Here is a 264-nt window from a genome sequence, read left to right on the forward strand (position 1 = left end):
CGATATCCTTTGGCAATCCAGCATTGATAACTTTAGATTCGTCAAAGGAAAAAGCTTTATCTACTTCATTGTATGCAGCAGCATCGAAAATAGCCTGAGCAATTCTCTGCTGCTTTTGTGGGTTCCATTGTTCTTTTGCTGAAGCCTGACCAAAAGCAGAAGTGATTCCAAGAGTCAAAATAAGAGTTAATACCAGTGTAAGTTTTCCATTGAGCTTGCACAATAAACCGTTCATACTAAACATCCTCCCCCTAAAAGTATTGT

The 264-nt window shown here is 38.6% G+C and carries 1 protein-coding gene; it reads right to left on the reverse strand.

Going from position 1 to position 264, the window contains the following annotated elements; all coding sequences use genetic code 11:
• Positions 1–235 (reverse strand): hypothetical protein (locus RAD04_RS38850; RefSeq protein ID WP_461627989.1); only part of this gene is annotated, 235 nt, incomplete at its 3' end.
• Positions 236–264: the final 29 nt, after the last annotated feature.

It is taken from the genome of Bradyrhizobium sp. 25ACV (assembly GCF_054863005.1).